At 70.3% G+C, this 19,173-nt stretch carries 23 protein-coding genes; 4 read left to right on the plus strand and 19 right to left on the minus strand.

The window, feature by feature from the left end; genetic code table 11:
* Positions 1–43: 43 nt before the first annotated feature.
* The 7 genes from GYM46_RS03990 to GYM46_RS04020 form a co-directional block, all read right to left on the minus strand.
* Complete coding sequence (locus tag GYM46_RS03990; RefSeq protein ID WP_035310453.1) at positions 44–1,339, minus strand: adenylosuccinate synthase; 1,296 nt, start codon at positions 1,337–1,339, stop codon at positions 44–46.
* Between the two features lie 134 nt (positions 1,340–1,473).
* Positions 1,474–2,631, minus strand: coding sequence for a phosphoserine transaminase (locus tag GYM46_RS03995; RefSeq protein WP_008262095.1), 1,158 nt, complete (start codon positions 2,629–2,631; stop codon positions 1,474–1,476).
* A 45-nt stretch (positions 2,632–2,676) separates the two neighbouring features.
* Complete coding sequence (locus GYM46_RS04000; protein WP_008264337.1) at positions 2,677–3,597, minus strand: DnaJ C-terminal domain-containing protein; 921 nt, start codon at positions 3,595–3,597, stop codon at positions 2,677–2,679.
* An 89-nt stretch (positions 3,598–3,686) separates the two neighbouring features.
* The gene (locus GYM46_RS16940) at positions 3,687–7,415 is read right to left on the minus strand and encodes a baseplate multidomain protein megatron (RefSeq protein WP_008264339.1); all 3,729 of its coding nucleotides are present in this window, start codon (positions 7,413–7,415) and stop codon (positions 3,687–3,689) included.
* 168 nt (positions 7,416–7,583) lie between these two features.
* Positions 7,584–8,030, minus strand: coding sequence for an NlpC/P60 family protein (locus GYM46_RS04010; protein WP_040349263.1), 447 nt, complete (start codon positions 8,028–8,030; stop codon positions 7,584–7,586).
* A 176-nt stretch (positions 8,031–8,206) separates the two neighbouring features.
* The gene (locus GYM46_RS04015) at positions 8,207–8,851 is read right to left on the minus strand and encodes a baseplate hub protein (RefSeq protein ID WP_040349261.1); all 645 of its coding nucleotides are present in this window, start codon (positions 8,849–8,851) and stop codon (positions 8,207–8,209) included.
* Between the two features lie 118 nt (positions 8,852–8,969).
* A complete protein-coding gene (locus GYM46_RS04020) occupies positions 8,970–9,581 on the minus strand; it encodes a DUF2460 domain-containing protein (protein ID WP_008262481.1) in 612 nt (203 codons plus the stop codon).
* 97 nt (positions 9,582–9,678) lie between these two features.
* Between GYM46_RS04020 and GYM46_RS04025 the strand changes: the two genes are divergently transcribed.
* Positions 9,679–10,380 (plus strand): DUF805 domain-containing protein, encoded by a 702-nt coding sequence (locus GYM46_RS04025; RefSeq protein WP_008260725.1) that lies wholly within the window; start codon positions 9,679–9,681, stop codon positions 10,378–10,380.
* 53 nt (positions 10,381–10,433) lie between these two features.
* On the opposite strand, the gene GYM46_RS04030 is transcribed toward GYM46_RS04025, so the two are convergent.
* The 7 genes from GYM46_RS04030 to GYM46_RS04060 all read right to left on the minus strand — a co-directional run bounded on the left by GYM46_RS04030 (position 10,434) and on the right by GYM46_RS04060 (position 14,072).
* Positions 10,434–10,964 carry a phage tail length tape measure protein gene (locus tag GYM46_RS04030; RefSeq protein WP_008260145.1) on the minus strand — a complete coding sequence of 177 codons (531 nt, stop codon included), beginning with the start codon at positions 10,962–10,964 and terminating at the stop codon, positions 10,434–10,436.
* A complete protein-coding gene (locus GYM46_RS04035; protein WP_040349260.1) occupies positions 10,954–11,142 on the minus strand; it encodes a phage tail assembly chaperone in 189 nt (62 codons plus the stop codon). Before GYM46_RS04035 ends, GYM46_RS04030 begins: the two co-directional genes overlap by 11 nt.
* Positions 11,139–11,477, minus strand: a complete 339-nt coding sequence (locus GYM46_RS04040) for a GTA-gp10 family protein (RefSeq protein ID WP_083793329.1) — start codon at positions 11,475–11,477, stop codon at positions 11,139–11,141. Before GYM46_RS04040 ends, GYM46_RS04035 begins: the two co-directional genes overlap by 4 nt.
* On the minus strand, positions 11,474–11,884 hold the full coding sequence (locus GYM46_RS04045) for a phage major tail protein, TP901-1 family (protein WP_164952607.1): 411 nt from the start codon (positions 11,882–11,884) through the stop codon (positions 11,474–11,476). Before GYM46_RS04045 ends, GYM46_RS04040 begins: the two co-directional genes overlap by 4 nt.
* 114 nt (positions 11,885–11,998) lie before the next feature.
* The gene (locus tag GYM46_RS04050; RefSeq protein ID WP_040349258.1) at positions 11,999–12,382 is read right to left on the minus strand and encodes a DUF3168 domain-containing protein; all 384 of its coding nucleotides are present in this window, start codon (positions 12,380–12,382) and stop codon (positions 11,999–12,001) included.
* An 8-nt stretch (positions 12,383–12,390) separates the two neighbouring features.
* Positions 12,391–12,657 carry a head-tail connector protein gene (locus tag GYM46_RS04055; protein WP_008259165.1) on the minus strand — a complete coding sequence of 89 codons (267 nt, stop codon included), beginning with the start codon at positions 12,655–12,657 and terminating at the stop codon, positions 12,391–12,393.
* Between the two features lie 173 nt (positions 12,658–12,830).
* Positions 12,831–14,072 carry a phage major capsid protein gene (locus GYM46_RS04060; RefSeq protein WP_008263383.1) on the minus strand — a complete coding sequence of 414 codons (1,242 nt, stop codon included), beginning with the start codon at positions 14,070–14,072 and terminating at the stop codon, positions 12,831–12,833.
* A 125-nt stretch (positions 14,073–14,197) separates the two neighbouring features.
* On the opposite strand from GYM46_RS04060, the gene GYM46_RS04065 reads away from it, so the two are divergent.
* From GYM46_RS04065 to GYM46_RS04075, 3 genes are all read left to right on the plus strand, one after another.
* On the plus strand, positions 14,198–14,575 hold the full coding sequence (locus tag GYM46_RS04065) for a hypothetical protein (protein WP_008263380.1): 378 nt from the start codon (positions 14,198–14,200) through the stop codon (positions 14,573–14,575).
* Positions 14,576–14,789: 214 nt separating this feature from the next.
* On the plus strand, positions 14,790–15,110 hold the full coding sequence (locus GYM46_RS04070) for a DUF4844 domain-containing protein (RefSeq protein ID WP_156796401.1): 321 nt from the start codon (positions 14,790–14,792) through the stop codon (positions 15,108–15,110).
* A gap of 137 nt (positions 15,111–15,247) precedes the next feature.
* A complete protein-coding gene (locus GYM46_RS04075) occupies positions 15,248–15,688 on the plus strand; it encodes a hypothetical protein (RefSeq protein ID WP_156796400.1) in 441 nt (146 codons plus the stop codon).
* Positions 15,689–15,712: 24 nt separating this feature from the next.
* On the opposite strand, the gene GYM46_RS04080 is transcribed toward GYM46_RS04075, so the two are convergent.
* The 5 genes from GYM46_RS04080 to GYM46_RS16800 all read right to left on the minus strand — a co-directional run bounded on the left by GYM46_RS04080 (position 15,713) and on the right by GYM46_RS16800 (position 19,144).
* A complete protein-coding gene (locus GYM46_RS04080; protein WP_008262227.1) occupies positions 15,713–16,114 on the minus strand; it encodes an HK97 family phage prohead protease in 402 nt (133 codons plus the stop codon).
* A 182-nt stretch (positions 16,115–16,296) separates the two neighbouring features.
* Positions 16,297–16,524: a hypothetical protein gene (locus GYM46_RS04085; RefSeq protein ID WP_008260383.1), complete on the minus strand. Its 228-nt coding sequence runs from the start codon at positions 16,522–16,524 to the stop codon at positions 16,297–16,299.
* Complete coding sequence (locus GYM46_RS04090; protein WP_050771596.1) at positions 16,521–17,690, minus strand: phage portal protein; 1,170 nt, start codon at positions 17,688–17,690, stop codon at positions 16,521–16,523. Before GYM46_RS04090 ends, GYM46_RS04085 begins: the two co-directional genes overlap by 4 nt.
* Positions 17,623–18,744, minus strand: a complete 1,122-nt coding sequence (locus GYM46_RS04095; protein WP_232216207.1) for a terminase large subunit domain-containing protein — start codon at positions 18,742–18,744, stop codon at positions 17,623–17,625. Before GYM46_RS04095 ends, GYM46_RS04090 begins: the two co-directional genes overlap by 68 nt.
* A complete protein-coding gene (locus GYM46_RS16800) occupies positions 18,716–19,144 on the minus strand; it encodes a hypothetical protein (protein ID WP_156796399.1) in 429 nt (142 codons plus the stop codon). The genes GYM46_RS04095 and GYM46_RS16800 overlap by 29 nt, the downstream gene beginning before the upstream one ends.
* Positions 19,145–19,173: the final 29 nt, after the last annotated feature.

Genomic DNA, 19,173 nt, shown 5'->3' on the forward strand with positions numbered 1-19,173 from the left:
CCGGTTGCTGGTTAAGGCCCGTTGAATCGGGGGTCGTTTGCCCTCAGCCCTGGAAGGGATCTCGCATCAGGATTGTGTCGTCCCGTTCCGGGCTGGTCGACAGCAGGGCCACCGGCGCGCCGATCAGCTCCTCGATCCGACGCACATATTTGATGGCGTTGGCGTTGATGTCCTTGAAGCTGCGGACCCCGGCGGTGCTTTCGCTCCAGCCTTCCAGTTCCTCGAACACCGGCTCGGCGGCGGCCTGGGCCTTCAGGCTGGACGGCAGATAATCCAGAACTTCGCCGTCGACCTTGTAACCGACGCAAATCTTCAGCGTCTTCAACCCGTCCAGCACGTCCAGCTTGGTCAGGGCGATGCCGTCGATGCCGTTGATCGCCACCGACTGGCGCACCAGCACGGCGTCGAACCAGCCGCAGCGCCGCGCCCGTCCCGTATTCACCCCCACCTCGCGGCCCACGGTCGCCAGATGCTGTCCGACCTCGTCGTCCAGTTCGCAGGCGAACGGGCCTTCACCGACGCGGGTCGTATAGGCCTTCACGATGCCCAGCACATAGCCGACGCCGCGCGGCCCGACGCCCGACCCCGCCGCCGCCTGTCCGGCCACCGTGTTGGAACTGGTCACATAGGGGTAGGTGCCGTGATCGACGTCCAGGAAGGCGCCTTGGGCCCCCTCGAACAGCACCCGCTTGCCGTCCTTCTGCGCCTGGTCCAGCACCCGCCAGGCCGGCTTCACATAGGGCAGGATCTTGGGCGCGATCTCCAGCAGCGACGCCAGCAGCGCCTCCGGGTCGATCGGCTCCAGCCCCAGGCCCGCGCGCAGCGGATCATGGTGCGAGCGCAGACGCTCGATCTTGACCTTCAGGTCGTCTTCATTGGCCAGGTCGCACACCCGGATGGCGCGTCGACCGACCTTGTCCTCATAGGCCGGGCCGATGCCGCGCCCGGTCGTGCCGATCTTGGCCCCCGGCGCACTGGCCGCCGCCTCGCGCGCCACGTCCAGCGCCGGATGGATCGGCAGGATCAGGCAGGCGTTGTCGGCGATGGTCAGGATATCGGGGCTGATGGCCACGCCCTGGGCCTCGATCTTCTCGATTTCGCCGACCAGGTGCCAGGGATCCACGACCACGCCATTGCCGATGATCGACGGCTTGCCCTGCACCACGCCGCTGGGCAGCAGGGCCAGCTTGTAGACCTTGCCGTCCACGACCAGCGTATGGCCCGCATTGTGACCGCCCTGGAACCGCACGACCATGTCGGCGCGGTTGGACAGCCAGTCCACGATCTTGCCCTTGCCCTCGTCGCCCCACTGGGCGCCGACCACCGCTACGTTCGCCAAAGTCCGTACTCCGCCTTAGCGTTCTCCTCGGAGAACACGTCAAAACCAGCTGGCGCCGCGTCATCGCGACGATCTGAATGCGGGCGCAGCCTATAGCGAGGGAATCATCCGATGTCGTCCCGAACTGTCGTATTTTACGACAGTTCCCCCACCGCCGTCTCGAACGCCCATTCCAGCCACGGCGTCGCATCGACCACGTCGGCGACCTCGACCGTGCAGCCGCACCACAGCCTCAGTCCCGGCGGCGCATTGCGGTGGGGCTCCATGTCGAACACGGCCGCCTCGCCTTCCAGCAAGGCCTTGAACCGCACGACGAAGGCCTTCTGCGCCTTGGCGTCCAGGGCCGCGATACGCGGGTCGGTGAATTTCAGACAGACCGAGGTGGTCGAGCGGATCTCGGGTCGTTCAGGTAGGAAATCGATCCAGTCGGTCCGCGCCACCCATTCGGCCAGGGCGGCGTAGTTGGCGTCCGTCCGCCGGATCAGTTCGCTCAAGCCGCCGATCCCTTGCGCCCACTCCAGGGCGTCGATCCAGTCCTCGATGGTCAGGATCGAGAAGGTGTTGATCGCCACCCCCTGCCCCAGGGCCCGGTCGAACCCCTTGCCGTCCGTCAGCCGCAGCAGCTTGGGAATGGCCCGATCCGGCCGGTACGTGTCCAGCCGCGCCACCGCGCGCGGCGACAGGGCCATCACGCCGATGCCCGCCTCCCCGCCCAGCGCCTTCTGGAAGCTGAAGGTCACCACATCCAGCTTCTCCCACGGCAAGGCCATGGCGAAGGCGGCCGAGGTGGCGTCGCAGATGGCCAGCCCCTCGCGGTCGTCGGCGATCCAGTCGGCGTCCGGCACGCGCACGCCCGAGGTCGTGCCGTTCCACGGAAACACCACGTCCTTGGACCAGTCGGCCCGGCTCAGGTCGGGCAGCTCGCCCCAGGGCGCCGTCAGCGCCTCGGGCTCCAGCCCCAGATGATCCTTCACATCCGCCAGCCAGGTCAGGCCGAAATTCTCGAACGCCACCACCTGCACCGGCCGCGCGCCCAGCATCCCCCACAGGGCCGCCTCGACCGCCCCGGTGTCGGACCCGGGCGTATAGAGCAGCACATGGCTCTCTGGCACTTCCAGCACCGTCCGCGTCAGCCGCAGGCCATGCGCGAACCGCTCCACCACTTCCGGCGCGCGAATCCCGCGCCCCAGCAGATTCTGCGGCAGGCCCGCCAGACTATAGCCGGGCCGTTTGGCCGTCGGCCCGGCCGAAAACCACGGCCGCGCCGGCTTCACATCAGGCTTTGCGATCATGGCTTTTCCCTTGTGCTGCCGCGCTTGGCGCGGCTTGAGCGCGGCTCAACGCCCCGGCGTATACGGCCGCTTGGCGCGCCAGTCTTCGGCGAATTTGACCAGGGCCGCGTCCGGCTCGTCCGGCAGGGTCACGACCAGCCGCGCCAGCAGATCGCCGCGCCGTCCCTGGGCGAAGGCGCCGCGCCCCTTCAGCCGCAACAGCTTGCCCGAGTTCGAGCCGGCCGGAATCGTCATCTGCACCGCCCCCTCGGGCGTCGGCACCCGCACCTTGGCGCCCAGCACCGCATCGGGAACCGACACCGGCAGATCCATGGTCAGGTCCGCCCCGTCGCGCTTGTAGATCGGATGCGGCTCGATCTTCAGTTCGATCAGGGCGTCGCCGTTCTCGGCCCCGCGTCCGGGCGCGCCCTGTCCGCGCAGCCGGATGGTCTGACCGTCCGCCGCCCCCTTGGGAATGGTCACGTCCAGGGTCCGGCCGTCCGAGAACTGGATTCGCTTGGTCGCCCCGGCGATGGCGTCTTCCAGACTGATGTCCAGCGTCGCCTTGACGTCCTGGCCGCGCGCGGTGAAGTCCCGCGCGCCCCGCTGGCGTCCGCCGCCCCCGAACATGCCGAACAGTTCGTCCAGATCGACGCCTTCGAAATTGGCCCGGCCGCCCGGCCCGCCGCCGAACCCGCCGCCCGCGCCGCCGAACGGGCTCCCGCCCGGCCGCGCCCCGCCGCTGAAGCCGCGATATTGCTCGTTGCCGTCGTTATCCAGCTGGCCCGCATCGTACTTGGCCCGCTTCTCGGCGTCGCCCAGGATGTCGAAGGCCGCCGTCACCCGCTTGAACTTGTCCTCGGTGATCTTGTCGCCGGGGTTCTTGTCGGGGTGCAACTCCTTGGCCAGCTTGCGGAACGCCTTCTTGATCTCGTCCGCGCTCGCGCCCTTCGAAACGCCCAGTTCCTTGTAGGGATCGCCTGCCACGTGCGTTGCCGCTCCAACTGAAAACACCAAGAGGCCGTCAGTTAAGCCATGCTCCCGCCCCCGCAAAGGGCCGGACCCGGCATATTTGCTCAGATCAGGCCGATTTCCGCCTCCACGCCCCAGCCGAACCCCTCGCCCCACTGCGCCACGCCGATCCGCGCCGTCGGGGTCACGCCCCCAGGAAAGTCCGCCGCCCGCTCGGCGGCGGAATACAGAACCGTCATCCCCTCGACCTCCATCGTCCGTCGCACCGCCCCGGCGTCCCTCACCTGCACCCGGAACCGCATCGGATCCACCCCCGCAGGCTCCCCGTCCCATCCGTCCCCATACAGGCGCACGCGCGGCGTCCACCGCACCGTCCATACTTCCGCCCCGGCCTCCACAATCAGCCCCGCCGGCGACCACGGCCGGGCGTACAGGCCCTGCAAGGTGAAGCCGGCCTCGCGGAACCCCGCCCCGCCCGGCGCCGCCCCCGCCGGTCCGACGCGACAGATCAGCGGCAGTCCCCGTTCATTGCGCCCGATTTCGGCCCGCGCCAGCCGCTCGTCCAGAAACACCGCCACCGATCCCGCCGCCGCCCCGGCCTGCATCTCGACCTCGGTGCCCTGCTGTCCGCGCAGCAAGCCCGTCAGCCGCCAGGTCTCCGCCCCGACCAGGGTCGCCGACCGATATTGCACCACCTCCCATCCCGCCGCCGTCTCGACCGCCAGGGCGTTGGCCCCGCCCAGCACCGCCAGCGCCGAGGCGCTCTGCGGCGCCGCTCCCTCGACCCGAACCGTCAGGGCCTGAATCTCGTCCCAACGATGCCGAACCCCCGGTCCCAGCGGCTGGACCAGAACCCCGACCGTCGCCGCCGTCTCCAAGTCGCCCCGCGCCGTCAGAGTCTCCGCCCCGGCCCCGGCGTGCAGCCGCATCGGCCGCCACGGCTCAGCCGCCGCCGCCACGACCGGCCGCTCGTCGTCCTCGCCCCCCATCAGGGGCGGCAGGTCCATCACCCGCACGAAGGGCGCCCCGACCACGGGCGGCGCCTCGCCGCCGCGCCCGCCGCCCTGATCCTCAAAGGTCCGCCGGACCCCGACCGGCTCCAGCACCGCCGACGGCGTCTCGTCCGCCGTCGTCCGCGTCACCCGCCAGTCGCCCTCGCGGCCCTCCAGCCGCACCACATCTCCCGGCTCCAGCCGCAAGGCCTCCAGCGGCCCCAGCGCCAGGGTCGTCGTCTCCGCCCCAGCCCCGTCCAGGGCCCGCTCCGCCGCCGCCCGCGCCAGACCGCCGCCGCACGCCAGCGGCAGATCCAGATCCACCCCGCCGCCCGTCGCCGCCTCAGGGTCCTCGGCCCGCACGACCACCGCCCCGGTCTGATAATCGGCCGTCTCGTCGATGAACCGCACCCTCGCCTCGCCGGGTCGCGGCTCCAGCGCCCGCGTCGCCGTCTCCGCCGCCCCCTGATCCGGCAGAGCTAGGGCCTCACGCGCCAGATCGGCGCAAACCGCCGTCCGCCCCAGCACCGCCACCCGCCCGTCCCGTTCAGCCGCCACCGCATCGAACGCCGCCAGCAGCGGCTCCAGCGCATCGCGCGTCCGCATCGGCCGGTCGATCACATAGCCGGCCGCCGCCCCCTCGACGCCCTCAACCGCCCTCTCGTCCGCCGCCAGACCGCCCCGCGCCAGCACCGCCGCGATCAGGTCGCGCCCGTCCCCCGCCAGCCGTCCGTTCAGCCAGTGCCCGGCCCGCCACGCCCCTGCATCCGCCCAGACGTCCCCCCGCGCCGGAAAGGCCGGATAGGGACGCGCGTCCCAGCACCAGGCGTCCGCCCCCGCCAGCATCCGCCCGCCATAGACCGCCGACACCGGATTGTTCACGGCCGCCGCATAATGACTCAGCACCGCCTCCAGCGCCGCCCGCTGCACCGCGTCGTCGCGCGCGCCGGTCGATCCCGGCGGCAGGCGGCTCTCGCTGCTCTTGGGATCCTGGAACAGGTTCGGCGCATTGCCGCCCCGGTCCACCGCCGCACAGCCGAACTCCGACAGCCGCACCGGCTTCATCCCCGAAACCCAGGCCGCCGGCGTCGCCGAGCGCACCCCGCCCGGCCGGTCATGGTGAAGGTTCGACCACCACCCCTTCAGGTCCTTGGGTCGGAACAGCCAGTCCTCGCCGTGCGCCGTATCGACGATGGGCGTCCTGGCCTGCGCCGCCCGGTCGGTCTCGCCTGCATAGAACCAGTCGAACCCCTCGCCGCCCGCGACGCCCGCCGCCAGATAGGCCGGGTCCGCCGCCCCATCGAACACCGCAGAATCCACCCCGCCGTCGCCCTCGCGCCAGTCGGTCAACGGCGGATACCAGTCGATCGACACATGATCGATATTCGTATCGGCCCACAGCGGGTCCAGGTGAAACACCACCTCCCCGCCCGTCTGCCGTCCAAAATATTCGCTCCAGTCGGCCGCATAGGACAGTTTCACCCCCGGCCCGACCACCGCCCGGCACTCCGCCGCCAGCGCCCGGAACTGCGCCACCGCCGGAAAGCCCCCGGCCGCATCCCGCGTCCAGGTCACCCCCCGCATCTCCGACCCGATCAACAGGCCGTCCGCCCCTTCCTCGGCCGCGATCCGGGCATAGTGCAGCGCCATCCGCCGCAGCCCCCAATCGTCCGCCCCGCCGAACAGGGCCGCGATCTCCGTCGTCGCCCCCGTCCCGTCCACGCCCGCCACCCTTCCGCGCCACGGATAGCCGGGGCAGTCCATGAAGACGAACGGATACAGCGTCACCTCCAGCCCCCGCGCCTTCAGCTCGCGGATCGCCTGCCGCACGCTCTCGTCCGACGGCGTCCCGCCATAGGCCGGGGCAGATCCTCCCCCGCTGGGGGAGGTGTCGGCGAAGCCGACGGAGGGGGCCCGACTGACCTCGTACGCCTCATGCCTTTCCACTCCCGCCACCGACCAGTCCATCGGTTCGGTCGGCTTGTCGCGCCGCTCCACCCCCGGCCGCACCCGGCAATGCCCGGCCCGCAGATCATCCCCGAACCATCCCACCACCAGACTGACCCGTTTCAGGTTCGGCAGCTGCGCCTGCAGCTGGTCCAGCGACACGACCAGGTCCGCCCGGCCCTCGCCGTTGTGGACATTCTCCGCCGCCGTCCGCGTCAACCCCTCGCGCCGCATCACCGCCTCGGTCGCCAGGGCGAACTCCCCCGCGCCGGGGATCAGACACACGCCTTCCAGCAAGTCCTCCAGCCGCGCCCGTTCCCCGCGCGGTCGCCGGAACACCTCGAAACTCAACTGCGGAACCCGGTCCCCGAACGGCCCCAACGGCAGGTCCTCGAACACCACATAGGCCGTGCCCCGATAGGCAGGCGCCGCCCCTTCGACCGCCTCGATCAGCGGATCGGGCGTCGGGTCCTCGCCCCCGCGATACACCCGCATCGCCACGCCGTTCAGGTCCATCAGCCGTCCGTCGGCCCAGACCCGCCCTATCCCATCGATCTCCCCCTCGCACAGGGCCACGGCGAAACTCAGCGAATAGACATAGTCGACCGTCTTCGGCCCGCCCTTGCCCGCCCGTCCCTTGGCCTTGGCTTCCAGAAACCGCGCCGCCCAGATCACCTGACCCGTCACCCGCGCCCGCCCGAACACACAGGCCATCGGCGCCCCCTCCGCCGTCCCCTGCACCTTCAGGGCCTCCAGCCTAGGCCCGACCTGCCGCGCCGGCGACAGCGATCCGACCACCCGATTGTCGATCGCCCGCCCGATCGTCGCCCCGATCACCCGCCCGACCGGGCCCCCGACCGACTGCCCCACCGCGCTCAGTACGACTTGCGCCATCTACGCCTCCTCAAATCGTCTCCCTCCCCCGCGGGGGAGGGGGGCCGCGCAGCGGCCGGGTGGGGGCGGCCCGGCAAGGCCGCACGGACCGAGCGTGTATCGCCTTGCCCGCCCCACCCGGTCTCGCCTACGGCTCGCCCTGCCCTCCCCGGTCGGGGAGGGAGATATTCAATCCGGAAACCGGAACACCGCCGCCAAACGCCTACGCCACCACATCCCCATCCAGCTCTCCACCACCGCCCGTCCCCAATAGGCGTGGATCATCCTCGGCTCCGGCCCGCCGGTGTCGCTCAGGATGGCGCAGTGTTTCACCGCCGCCCCCGGCGACATGCGAAGTTTCACCGCCGCCCCCGGCGACATGCGAAACAGCAGCACGTCCCCAGTCCGCATCGCCTCGACCGGCACGGGCGTCAGCCACCGCCCTGCCGCCGCCAGCAGGGTCTCGCGCCCGCCGGTCTCGGCCCAGTCCGGCGAATAGGCGGGCAGACCCTCCGGCTCCGCCCCGACCACCTCGCGCCACACCCCGCGCACCAGCCCCAGACAATCCGCCCCCACGCCCTTCATGCTGGCCTGATGCCGATACGGCGTCCCCAGCCAGGCCCGCGCAACAGCCACCGCCGCCGCACGCGCCTCTCCCTCCCCCTGCGGGGGAGGGGGGTCGAGCCGGAGGCGAGACCGGGTGGGAAGGGCCAGGCGACCCGCGCCCGCTGCCCCTGCCGCCCCCACCCCGTCATCGCTGCGCGCTGCCCCTCCCCCGCAGGGGGAGGGAGAAATCACCGTCGTCGCTCCCCTCACCGCCGGCTCCCGCCGTCGTTCCGCGCGCCTCCCGCCGGATAGGCCGTCAGGAAGTCATCCCCCGGCACGTCCGCAAAGCCCCGGAAATTCACTCCATTCCCGAACGTCCGGACACAGGTCTCCCACCGCTTGTCACAGCGCCGTCCCGCCGCCGCGATCCCGCAGCGTTCATCCCCCAGCCGCGCGTCGCACATCCGGCCATAGGTCCGCCCGACCACCCGCTCCAGCTTCGACAGCGGCCCTTCCAGATCGGCCAGGAACCGCCCCTCCTCGCGCCGCATCCGCGCCAGGGTCCCGGCCCACAGCCGAACCTTCAAATCTGGCTCCGACCAGTCCACCCGCCACAGCTCGACCTTCGCCCCATCGAACCGCCCCGCCGCCACATCCGCCTCGGTGATCGCCGCGTCATCCAGCGCGCCCGCCGCCGAGACCGACCCCGCCGCCAGGCCCACGGCGCTCTCGGCCGCCCCGGCCGTCCAGCCGCTCCCGGCCCGACAGACCACCCCGTCCACCACCAAATCCCGGTCGTGATCGGTGAAGCCCGTCACCGCCCCGTCGGCCCGCTCCAGCCGCCAGACATGACAAAGCCTCGCCGCCCCGCTCTCGATGCGGGCGGCCATTTCGTCCGGTATGTCTCTCATCGTCACCTCTGTCGTGAGGGCGTGAAATCGTGAGGGCGTGACTCGTGAATCGTGAGCGGCGGCCTCCCGAGCCACGCCGCCCCTCTCCTCGCCATCCACCACTCACCATTCACCCGCTTCAGACCCGCACCTCGATCAGCGGAACGGCCGCCATCCGCCCGGCGTCGAAACTCTCCAGGGTCGTCTCGATCCGGTCCGTGTCGAACCGCACCGGGGTGTCGAACTGAAAGCCCGCCGTCACCGCAGCGCCCGCCGCCGGCGCGACCGCCAGGCTCACCGCCCCGGTCGCCGCGTCCACCGCAAAGCCCGAAGTCTCGACGCCCCCGACCGCGACCCTGACCGTCCCCTCGACCGGCTTGACGATCGACCGCTCCACGTCGCCATAGGCCTTGATCAGCGGGAACACCGTCCGCACCCCGTCGCCGACGCCCAGCGCCTGATCCCCCGCCGAGACCGTCCCGCTGGGCGCGCACGACTTGAAATCGGCGAAGTCCTTGAACCGGAACCCGTACAGCCGCCCCCGCCGCGCCTCGAAGAAGGCGATCAGCGCCGCCATGTCGTCCAGCGACCTCAGGTTCGCCCCGATCAGATACCGCCGACGCCCCATCGCCCAGGGGCTGGACCGCCGCTCGAATCCGGAGCCCAGGGTGGTGATCTCCGTCCTTCGCTCGACCCCGCCGGTCGAGCCGAAGGCCAGCCGCGCGGGCAGCCGCACCTCATGGAAGTCCATCCGAACCTGTCCCCTGTTTCACTTGTTCGCAGAGCGCCGCTCGTCCATGCTCGCCCCATCGCGGCCGCAATGGCCGTATCGAGACGGGAGCGAAGACTTGCGCGGCGAAATCCTCAGCTATGACACCACGGCCGGAACCGGCCTGATCAGCGGCGACGACGGCGTGCGCTACAGTTTCGTCTCATCCAGCCTTCAGTCCCCGGCCGTGCCCGCCGCCGGCGTCCGGGTCGACTTCGTGCCCGAGGGTGAAGAGGCGACACAGATCCTGATCCTGGCCGGCGCCCCCTCGACCGTCGGCGTCGCCGGCGGTCTGTCCGCCTCGACCGACACCACCCTCGCCGGCTTTGACTGGCAGAAGCTGTTCCTGTCGTTCGAGGGCCGCGTCCGTCGTAGCCATTTCTGGATCGGCTGGCTGGTCCTGCTGGGCGTCAATGTGGTCATCAGCTGGATCCCCGTCATCAACCTGCTCGGCTTCGTGCTGATCTGGCCGAACCTCGCCATTTCGGTGAAGCGCCTGCACGACATGGGCAAGACCGGCTGGCTGGTCGCCATCCCCTGGGTCGCATCGACCGTCTTCCTGATCATCGGCTTCTTCATGGTGATGGGCGCCGCCATCGCCGGCGGCGTGGGCGCCGACTATTACGAGAACAATCCCGCCGCTCTCTTCGCCATGATGGGACCGGCCGTGGGCGCCTTCGTCCTCGCCGCCCTGGTCCCCCTGGCCTTCCTGCTGTGGATCGGCCTGGTGGAAGGCGATCAGGGCGACAACCGCTTCGGCCCGAACCCCAAGAGCGAATAGCCTCATTGCCTGAGTGACTTCAGCGCCGCCCCGTCCTTGACGGGGCGGCGTTTCTACATCCGCCGCGCCCCCAGGCTGACCGCCCGCGCCAGCATCTGGGCGATCTGGGCCTCGGACCGCAACAGGGCCGGCGCCCCGCCGTCCACCGCCACATTGACCGTCACTCCGCCGCCAGAGACGGGGCCGACCTCGCCGCCGGTCGCCGGGCGAAACACCTCCGGCCCGCGCTCCCCGACCAGATAGGCTGCACCGCCCAGCACCGGCCCCCCGTCGGCCCGCGCCCCGCCGAAACTGCTCATCGCCGCCTGGATCGCCGCGCTCAGTCCGCCGCCCGATCCGCCCGACCCCGCCGCCGCATTCACCGCATCCAGCACCGCCTTCGCCAGTTCCGACAGCGACACCTCCCCGTCCGCCGCCGCGCGCGCCAGCGACCGGGTCAGACTGTCGCCCGCCCGTCCGAACGCCGCCTCGATCGCATTGGCCGCATCCTCGGCCGGGCCTTTCAGCGCCTCCAGCGCCGCCCCGGCCTCGGCGGTCTTCAGCGGCAGATCCTCGATCCCGCTGCGCCCGAATTCATCCGTCATCCGGCCAGTCCTCCATCAGCTTCGTCAGCCCCGCCCGACCCATCGGCGCCGTTCCGCGCGGCGCCGCGGTCAGCATCCGCCACTCCTTCAGCGACAGCCGCCAGAAGGCCTCCGGCGCGATTCCCATCCGCATCGCCGCCCGCAGCATCTCGCCCCACGGGGTCTCCCCCGAGTTCACCGCGCCGCCGCCTCGAACGCCGCCGCCACCGCCCGCGCCGCCTCGCGCGGCTCGACCCCGGCCACATCCGGCGCCGTCTCCCCGCCCCCGCGCAGCACCGCCGCCAGCACCACTATCAGATCCCGCGCCGACAGAGCCTTCATCCGCTCCGCCGCCGCCGCCAGCCCCTCGACCGCCAACCCGGTCTCGATCTCCGCCAGCGCCCCCAGGGTCAGACACACCCGACGCCGCACCCCGCCCAGCACCACCCCCACCTCGCCCCGCGCGCCAATCTCCCCCCCTTGGGGGGAGAGGGCCGCCCCGCGGCCCGAGGGGGACCAGTCCCCGCCGCTCATGTCGCCGAAAACCCGATCTCGCCCGCGCTCGCCAGGCTCAGCGCAAAGGTCGCCTCCCCCTCGTGCTCGCCGGCGTATTCCAGCGCCGCCACCAGGAACGGCCCCTCCAGCACGCCGAAGTCCGGCACCACCAGCCGCCACCGTCTCGCCGCCTGATCGAAGAAGGCTTCGCGCACCAGGGCGTCCGAAGCCGCATCGCGGAAGATCCCCTGGCCCGACACCGCCGCCGACTTGACTCCCGCCCCCGCCAGCAGTTCGCGCCACCGCCCGGCGCTGTCGCCGTCGGTCGCATCCACCGTGCGCGCATTCAGCGAAATCGTCCGCGCCCTCAACCCCGCCACCGTCGTGAACACGCCCGGCGCGCCCTCGATCTTCAGCAGCATGTCCTTGCCCGCCTGTGCGGTCATTTTCGTCCTCGCTTTGCTCTTGAGTGGCGAGTGGCGAGTGACGAGTGGCGAGGAAAATCGTCGCAGCGGGTCCCCCGATGCGTCCGCCTCCCGAACCCAGCTCGCCACTCGCCACTAACCACTCGCCACTTCCTCCGTCACCGCCCTCAGCCGCACCACCGCATAGGTCCGCCGCCCGTCCCCCGCCCGGAACACGTCGGCGAAATTCGCCCTCAGCGTCGCCGTCCGCACTCCGTCGGCCTCCAGCACCGCCTCGTGCAGACACGCCCGCACCGCCGCCGCCACCGCCTTGGCCTCTTCCGATCCGGCGAACCGCGACACCCCGGTCAGGGTCAGCCTCTGCTCCACCCCGCCCCCGTCCGCCGCCACCGGTCGGCTCTCGCACTGGCCGATCACCAGATGCGGATGCTCCGCCCCCTCCGGCGCCTGATCGAACACCCGTCCGCCCACCAGGGCCGCCACCGCCGGATCCGCCTTCAACGCCGCCAACACCCTCATGCCGGCGCTCACAGCCGCACCGCGCGATACGGCGCGACCCAGGCCTCGACCGGCTCCACCTGAATCTCGGCGTCCCCCCGCTCATAGGCCCGCAGCACCAGCATCAGGATCGCCAGCCGCAACCCCGCCGGCGAGGTGGACGTCAGGCTCAGCCCCACATCCCCCTCCACCCGCGCCTGGGCCGCCGCGATCAGGGTCTGGATCAGACCATCCTCCGCCTCGTGCTCGACCCGCAAAAACAGCTTCGCCTCCGCCACCGTCACCGGCTGCGCCATGCAGATCTCCCCTTTCGAATTCAGAACTCTCCCTCCCCCACGGGGGAGGGGCGTCGCGCAGCGACGGGGTGGGGCGGGCCAGGCGACCCGGGCTCGGTTTCCCTGCCGCCCCCACCCGGCCGCTCACGCGGCCTGCCCTCCCCCGCAGGGGGAGGGAGAAACGAGCGTCACGATCACCCCGCGCTGAACTTCATCACCTTGATCGCGTCGAAGTTCTGCACCCCGCCGCCGACGCGCTTGGTGGTGTAGAACAGCACATAGGGCTTGGCCGAATAGGGGTCCCTCAGCACCCGCACCCCCGCCCGATCCACGATCAGATACCCCCGCTGGAAGTCCCCGAAGGCGATGGACAGACTGTTGGCCGCCACATCCGGCATGGTCTCGATCTCCGTGACCGGATAGCCCAGCAGCGACGCCGTCTCGCCCAGCCGCGTCGCCGGCTGCCAGATGTAGTTGCCGTCAGCGTCCTTGAACTTGCGCACGGCCGAGACCGTCTTGCGGTTCATCACGAACCGCCCGTTCGGCCGGTACTGGGCCTTGGGCGCATAGACCAGGTCGATCAGCCGGTCCGCCGGACTGGTCGGCGCAAACCCGCCCGCCGCGCCCGACGCCACAGAACCGATCTGCCCCCAGGCCTGATCCGTGTCCGCCACGGTCGGATAGGTCAGGAAGCCCTTGGGCTTGTTCACCCCGTCGCCGCCCACGAAGGCCTGGGTCTCCTGGGCCGCAAAGGCGTCCTCGACCTCGGCCGCCAGCCATTCGTCCAGATCGACCATGGCGTCGTCCAGCAACGCCTGGGTCGCCGCCGGATTGGCGTACAGATCGGCCGAGGGGAACTCCAGCAGGGCCAGGGTCGCCGGATCCGTCTCGGGCCGCGCGGCCGTCTCCGCCACCCAGCCGCAGGCCACGCCCGCCGTCGACACCGGCTTTCTGAACACTCCGGCCGCCACCGTCCGCACCGTGGCGATCTCGCGCATCGGCGAGGCCGCCATCAGCCGCCGCTCGATGGCCCGCTCGGTCTCATACGGCACGACATAGCCGCCCGAGGTCGCCCCGCCCGACAACCCCGCCTTGACCTCCAGGGCGCCAGATTGGCCCGTCTTCAGATAGCCGTCCCAAGCCGCTTTGGCTTCTGGCGCCGACGCCGGCTCGGCGGGCTCGCCGCCGATAGCCGGACGCCTATTCTGGCTCATCACCCGATCCAGCCGCGCCTGCGCCGCCGCCACCGCCTGGTCGATCCTCGCCACCTTCTCCTCCAGCAGCACATCGGCCACCGCCTTCTTCTCGATCTCGCCCAGCCGGACGTCGTTCGCCCCTTTGAACGCCTCGAACGCCGCCATCATCTCGCGCACGACAGCCTGCGCCCCAGAACCCGCAAGAATGGGCGAGCCGGAAGCCTGTTTGGTCTCTTTCATGATGTCTCCGTTGAATGCGCCCGTCGTCGGCGCCTTGTGATCCGGGCTCGCCCGAAACCTGTGATTGACGGCTGCCGCCCGTCAAAAAGCGTGCTACGCCCCGCTCAGATCGGGGAGTTTCACGCATGTTCAGTCTTGTTCTGGCCTTTTCCGGCGCTCTGGCGTTTCAAACCCCGCCTGACGTGTCCACCCTGCCGCCTGAACAGGCCGCGCAGGTCAGCAAGGTCTTCGCCGGCATGACCCGCATGTTCGAAACCCTGGGGACCTGCGAACGTCAGTTCCCACCCGGCGTCGCGGATCAGATCCGCGCCTCGATGGCCAACGAGACCGATCCGGCCAAGAAGGCGGCCACGGCCTTCCTCCTGGACGCCTACGACAAGGGCAAGGCCTCCCCGCGCGCCGCCACCATCTCATCCGACGAATGCACTGCGGAAATGCAGGCCATCACCGCCGAGATGCAGGCGCTCCAGACCGAAATCGAAGCCGCCGCGCCCGAAAGCTGAAGCCGCCGCGTCGCCCCAGGCCGCCGCCCGCCGCGAACGACCGTGACCCTAGCCCCGGACACTCGGAATGTCTGAGAGGGGTGGGAAGGGGACATTCCCGTGTTATCGTCTCCCGATGGCAACGATCATTCAAACGCTCCATTTATTGGCTGCCACGTTGTGCAGCATCTCACTGTTGGCATGCCAAGCTGCAGTCGCTGATGAGCCGCACAGCTTGACCCATGACAACCGCGCTGAGCTGGTCGAACTTCGCGCGCAGAACAAATTCCAACCGGACCTGCTGTCTGGCTACACGGGCGCCGATCTGCCTGAGGACGTCGCCCCCCTCAATGCCGCCGTGAATAACCTCATCGACGCGCTTCTTGCTCAACCCGATGGTCCGGTAAGTGACGGCGAGGTTCGAGGACTCGTCGCGAAAGCTATCAACGAAGTTGATCTGTTCGCCACAGAAGACCGCGAGAGGGCTTATCGCTACATAAGGCAGGTATGGAACACATTGGGGTTTGAAGGTGATCCGTTGATCCAGCCGCGCTAGAGCGAAGTCCGCAACGGGTCGATTTCGGCCGTGGGCCTCGGAGCCGGAAGGAGCCCTTTAACGCGGAGCCGGAAAGCGATCGTCGCCATCGACCGCTAGGGGTGGTTTGCGGAAGTAGCCTGTGCGAAATTCGTTCGATGCGACGCGACCATCTGCTCTCCATCATTGTCGCCATACCGTTCCTCGTAGCGGTTCCAGGCGTGGCGGACGCTTGTCGCATCGGGCACGATACGGTCATCTTCGAAGAACGCCCTGTCCCCATAGGTCTTGATGACTTCGAAATTCTCGAAGTTCGCTTTCGAAATCATGGTCCGGAAGTGGAGCAATTTAGACTTGAACAGCGCTATCTTGTGAATGAAAATTCACAGCTGTTAGGTCAAAGCCTTATTGGCGCAGCATTTCTGCCCGGCGCATCGGAGGCGACACCTGTCTATGCGACTGAAACCAGCTGCACAGGTACTTTTGATCGTGAGCCGCTGGACACCGAAGCCTATCTCTTCGGTCGCTGGACCGTGCTTCCTAGTGGACGAAAGGCTTTTGTGGCAGGCGGAAACTGGAATGGCCGCTGGCATTTCTAAATGTCCGCAACGGGTCGAACCCCGTCATGGGCCCACCGCCCTAAACCGCGCGCCCGGCAGCATCGGGAAGGTCACCAGCGACACCTCCCACAGCTCCACCCCGCTCAGCACCCGCAGCCGGCCCTGACGCCGCGCCCGCGCGGTGCGGTATCCGATCGACAGCCCGTCCATCGCCCCCGCCCGGCTCAAGGCGGCGGCGAAGCGGGCTTCGGGCGACCAGTCCGCGATCCGTCCACGCACGAACAGGCCGCGCGCGTCCTCCATGATCCGGTCCCAGACGCCGACCGGCGCCCGGCCGTCGTGCTGGCTCAGCATCCGCACCCCCTCGACGCCCGTCTTCGCCAGACTGTCCGCAAACGCCCCCGCCTGCACCACGTCCCCGTTCAGATCGGCCACGCCCCACAGCGAGGCGTAGCCTTCGATCACCAGCGCCCCGCCGCCTCTCCCTCCCCCTGCGGGGGAGGGGGGTCGAGCCGCAGGCGAGACCGGGTGGGAAGGGCCAGGCGATGCATTCCCCGTCTGTGCGCCCTTGCCCTGCCGCCCCCACCCGGTCGCTTCGCGCCCCCCCTCCCCGGAACGGGGAGGGAGAAGATCGTGCGCCAATTTTCTCATCCGCCCTCCAGCCTCCGTTCGATCCGCTCCACCGCCGCCGCCGTCGCCTCCCCTTGCGTCTCCAGCCGCGCCAGCCGTTCTGCCACCAGCCTCTGCTCCCCGACCCTCTGTTCCAGGGTCGCGATCCGCGCCGCCGCGCCCCCGGCCCAGACCAGCCCCCCGACCGTCTGAACCGCCAGGGCCGCGATCAGGGCCGCGACGGCCTTCTTCACCGCATCGCTCATTCGCCCACCCCCGCCATCCGCCGCCGCTCCTCCTCGGTCAGGAAGCTCGCCGCCTCCAGCCGCGCCCACAGACTGTCGCGTTCGGCCTGAAGGGCCGGCACCGCCTCCAGGTCGGCCCGCACCTCGCAACCGGGGAACCGCCCGCCCAGCCAGCCCGTCATCGCCCCCGCCGCCTTGCGCACCAACGGCGTGACCGTCTGCCGCCAGAAGGCGGTGTTGGCCTCGCGATAGTTGGCGTAGGTCGCGTCCCCCGGTATCCCCAGCAGCTGCGGCGGAACCCCGAAGGCCAGGGCGATCTCGCGCGCCGCCGCATGTTTGCCGGCGACGAAATCCATCTCGGCCGGCGTCAGGCTCAGCGGTTTCCAGTCCATCCCGCCCTCCAGCAGGATCGGCCGCCCGGCGTTCTCGGTTCCGGAATAGGCGGACGACAGCTGATCCTTCAGCGCCTCGAACTGCCCGTCCGTCAGCCGCTCGCCCTTCTGCGCCCCATAGACCAGCGCGCCCGACGGCCGCGCCGCATTGTCCAGCAGGGCCTTGTTCCAGGCCCCCGCCGCATTGTGCGCGTCCACCCCCTGCGCCGCCGCCTCCAGCGGCGACAGCCCGTACCAGTCGTCCAGCGGATGCCACAGCTTCAGCTGCATCACCGGCGCCCAGCCGTCGGCGGCCCGCCCGATCCGCGCCGACCGCCCGTCGACGCAATACTCCCACGCCTCGGGCCAGCCCGACCGGCCGGGGACCACCTTCACCCGGTCCGACCTCAGCGCCCACAGTTCCTCCGGGACCTCGTCCCCGACCGCCTCGACCCAGGCGTTGCCCGACACCTGCAGCGCGCCATAGACCGCCTCCATCAGCTCCGCCCCCGACTGTTCGGGATTGGGCCGGCGGATCAGCCGCGCCAACGGATGGGCCTCGTCCCGCACCCCCTCCACAAACACCGCAAAGGGCGCCGAGGCCGCCGCCTCCGCGATCATCCGGATGCAGCGATAGGCCACCGCATTCTTCTGATACCCCTCGCGCGCCAGACTGGCGTAGTCGTTGGGCGTCCACCGCGCCCGCCCCACGCCCGAAAGCAGCACCGCCGTCCGACTGGCCTTCTCTTCAGGCGCCCCCCGATTTGGCGCACGCCCGCGCCCGCCCTGGCCGAACGGCCACCGGATCGAAACCATCACACTCTCCCTGAAAAGCGGCGTCATGCCGACACACGCTGACTCTCCCTCCCTCTCGGGGGAGGGCCACCGGCTCGGCCCGCGCGGCCTTGGACCGCGAGGCGTGCAGCAGTTCGACCGGCGCCGGACAGTCGGCTTGTCTCAGGACGTTGCGCACCATCTCCCCGCCCTGGTTGGCCTCGGCCGCCACCTCCTGGGCGTCGAAATCCCGCGCCGCCCGACACACCGCCGCCGCCCAGCCGCCGGGCGACAGTCCCCGCACCGTCCGGTCGGCCAGGATGAAGGCCCGCCGGTCCTTGCGCCCCGCCACCACGATGCCGCAGGCGTCGCCGTGCGCGCTCGCCGGCGGATCGACCGCCACGATCACCCGGTCCAGTTCGGCCGGCCGGCTTCCCCGCGCCCGTTTCAGATCCTCGACCCCGAACAGGGCGCCCTCGCCTTCGACCACCTGTCCCTCCAGCTCCTGCGCCGCCAGCCGGGTCCCGCCGTACACATCGCTCAGATGGGCCAGAAACCCCGGCGACAGATTCTTGGCGTTCAGGGCCGTGGCCGCCCGATCCACCCGTGTCCCCGCCTCGGCCATCAGCCGCCGCAGCGCGGGGATCGGCCGGGGCGTCGTCGTCACCGCCAGCCTGGGGGCCGCCCCCAGACGCAGGCCGAATCTCAGGTTCGACAGCACCGCCTCGGGCTTGCGCCAGACGCAGAATTCGTCGGCCCAGGCGGCGTGGAACTGCGGCCCGCGCAGACTGTCCGGATCCTCCGCCGAAAAGGCGTAGGCGGCCGATCCATTCTTCCACAGCAACCGCCGCCGCCCCGCCTCCCAGCGCGGCCGGTCGCCCGGTTCGGCCAGGGCCTTGATCCCCGACGCGCCCTCGACCATCACCTCGCGCACATCGTGCAGGGCGGGGCCGACCAGGGCCAGATTGACCTTGGACTTGCGCGCCAGGGTGTCGATCCAGACCGACCCGGCGAAGGTCTTCCCCGATCCCCGCCCGCCCAGCAAAAGCCAGGTGGACCAGCCGGGCTTAGGCGGTTCGATCTGGTGATCGTTCACCAGAGCCTTGCGGGCCTCCCGTCTCAGTATGGCCCCCTCCAGCTTGTCGATCTCGCTTGCTCTCGATGATCGCTTCGATCCGATCGCAGTTAGCGGCCAACTCGCGTCGCAGTCGCTCGTCCTCTTCGGGGTCGTAGATCCGTCCACCCATCCCGTCCTCTTCGCTGTCTTCGGCCTCGACGCGCGGGCGGATCGCGTCCACCAGCTTGGCGGCGCGCGCGATCACCCCGGCGCGACGCGCCAGCTTTTCCGCCTCGTCCAGGGTCTCGGGTTCCTCGCTGCAGATCATGTCGGTCGCACGCTCGACCGCCGTCTTCAGCCGTTCGAACAGGGACGCCAGCCAGCCGCCGCCCGTTCCCGTCTCTTCGCCTTTTCCCGCCATGCCCAAACCATAACGCACCAGCGTCCTCAGGCTGGAAACTCGCCCCG

It is taken from the genome of Brevundimonas mediterranea (assembly GCF_011064825.1).
GTDB lineage: Bacteria > Pseudomonadota > Alphaproteobacteria > Caulobacterales > Caulobacteraceae > Brevundimonas > Brevundimonas mediterranea_A.

Coding starts and splice junctions, on each gene's coding strand:
- GYM46_RS04065 (WP_008263380.1), top strand. CDS start 14,198: ATGTTCAGTCTTGTTCTGGCCTTTTCCGGCGCTCTGGCGTTTCAAACC.
- GYM46_RS04045 (WP_164952607.1), bottom strand. CDS start 11,884: ATGACCGCACAGGCGGGCAAGGACATGCTGCTGAAGATCGAGGGCGCG.
- GYM46_RS04050 (WP_040349258.1), bottom strand. CDS start 12,382: ATGAGGGTGTTGGCGGCGTTGAAGGCGGATCCGGCGGTGGCGGCCCTG.
- GYM46_RS04015 (WP_040349261.1), bottom strand. CDS start 8,851: ATGAGAGACATACCGGACGAAATGGCCGCCCGCATCGAGAGCGGGGCG.
- GYM46_RS04090 (WP_050771596.1), bottom strand. CDS start 17,690: ATGGTTTCGATCCGGTGGCCGTTCGGCCAGGGCGGGCGCGGGCGTGCG.
- GYM46_RS04030 (WP_008260145.1), bottom strand. CDS start 10,964: ATGACGGATGAATTCGGGCGCAGCGGGATCGAGGATCTGCCGCTGAAG.
- GYM46_RS04060 (WP_008263383.1), bottom strand. CDS start 14,072: ATGAAAGAGACCAAACAGGCTTCCGGCTCGCCCATTCTTGCGGGTTCT.
- GYM46_RS04075 (WP_156796400.1), top strand. CDS start 15,248: ATGCGACGCGACCATCTGCTCTCCATCATTGTCGCCATACCGTTCCTC.
- GYM46_RS04085 (WP_008260383.1), bottom strand. CDS start 16,524: ATGAGCGATGCGGTGAAGAAGGCCGTCGCGGCCCTGATCGCGGCCCTG.
- GYM46_RS04020 (WP_008262481.1), bottom strand. CDS start 9,581: ATGGACTTCCATGAGGTGCGGCTGCCCGCGCGGCTGGCCTTCGGCTCG.
- GYM46_RS04055 (WP_008259165.1), bottom strand. CDS start 12,657: ATGGCGCAGCCGGTGACGGTGGCGGAGGCGAAGCTGTTTTTGCGGGTC.
- GYM46_RS04040 (WP_083793329.1), bottom strand. CDS start 11,477: ATGAGCGGCGGGGACTGGTCCCCCTCGGGCCGCGGGGCGGCCCTCTCC.
- GYM46_RS16940 (WP_008264339.1), bottom strand. CDS start 7,415: ATGGCGCAAGTCGTACTGAGCGCGGTGGGGCAGTCGGTCGGGGGCCCG.
- GYM46_RS03995 (WP_008262095.1), bottom strand. CDS start 2,631: ATGATCGCAAAGCCTGATGTGAAGCCGGCGCGGCCGTGGTTTTCGGCC.